Genomic DNA, 1,193 nt, shown 5'->3' on the forward strand with positions numbered 1-1,193 from the left:
AATTGTAGATGTGCACGTCGGTGCCGCAGATCGCCGTCTTCTTGATCTTGATCAGCACGTCGTTGGGGCCGATTTCCGGCACCGGCACCTCTTCCATCCAGATGCCCGGTTCGGCCTTGGCCTTCACAAGCGCCTTCATCATGTTCGACATCAGGATTTCCCTATTCCGTGATTGCGCTTCTGGCGAGATAGCCTGCACAACGGGAAGGTAGGCCACTAACTCGTTTGAACGTCCGGAATGGTCAGCCCCGCCTGCTCAGCCTCGCGGCGCAAATTCTGACGGGGCCTGGGGCCGATCTGCTGGATCACCAATCCGGCTGCCAGTGAGCCAAGGTCGCCGCAAGTCTGCAGGTCGCGGCCTTGCGTGTAGCCATGCAGGAAGCCGGCGGCATAGAGATCGCCGGCGCCCGTCGTGTCGACCAGTTCCTTGATGGCGGTCGCCTTGATCACCACGGTCTCGTCGCCGCGCACGATCACCGAGCCTTTTTCCGAGCGGGTGACGGCGGCGATCCGGCAATCCTTGCGGATCTGGGCCAGCGCCTCGTCGAACGACGATGTCTGGTAGAGCGACTTGATCTCGTGGCTGTTGGCAAAGACGATGTCGACCGTGCCCGAGCGCACCAGGTCGAGGAATTCGTCGCGGTAGCGGTCGACGCAGAACGAATCCGACAGCGTCATCGACACTTCTCGGCCTGCCGCGTGCGCCAGCTTCGCCGTCTGGCGGATTGCCTCCTTGGCGCGCGGCGGGTCCCACAGATAGCCTTCGAAATAGGTGACCTTGGCGCCGGACGCCTTGTCGGCTTCGACATCCTCAGGGCCAAGCTCGACGCAGGCGCCGAGATAGGTGTTCATCGAGCGCTCGCCGTCGGGCGTGACGAAGATCATCGAGCGCGCCGTCGGCGGCTCACCCTTGAGCGGCGTGGTGCCGAAGGCGACGCCCTGCGCATGGATGTCGTGGGCGTAGATTTCGCCCAGCGCATCGTTGGAGACCTTGCCGAAGAAGGCCGCGCGGCCGCCAAAGCTGGCGACGCCGGCCGCCGTGTTGCCGGCGCTGCCGCCGGACGCTTCGATCGCCGGGCCCATGCGGCTGTAGAGCAGTTCGGCGCGTTGTGTGTCGATGAGGTTCATCGCGCCCTTGATGATGCCGTTGGTCTCGAGGAATTCCTCGTCGCACTGGGCGATGATGTCGACAA

Annotated in this window: 2 protein-coding genes; both read right to left on the reverse strand. The window is 63.8% G+C overall.

Features of this window, described 5'->3' with window-relative positions; translation table 11 throughout:
* The coding region (locus tag EN932_RS36470) for an alcohol dehydrogenase catalytic domain-containing protein (RefSeq protein WP_164768684.1) at window positions 1–151 on the reverse strand (151 nt) is incomplete at its 3' end.
* Window positions 152–216: 65 nt separating this feature from the next.
* Window positions 217–1,193 (reverse strand): adenosine kinase (locus EN932_RS36475; protein ID WP_164890857.1); only part of this gene is annotated, 977 nt, incomplete at its 5' end.

Origin of the sequence: Mesorhizobium sp. M7A.F.Ca.US.002.01.1.1 (genome assembly GCF_004022955.1) — a bacterium.
Lineage (GTDB): Bacteria > Pseudomonadota > Alphaproteobacteria > Rhizobiales > Rhizobiaceae > Mesorhizobium > Mesorhizobium ciceri.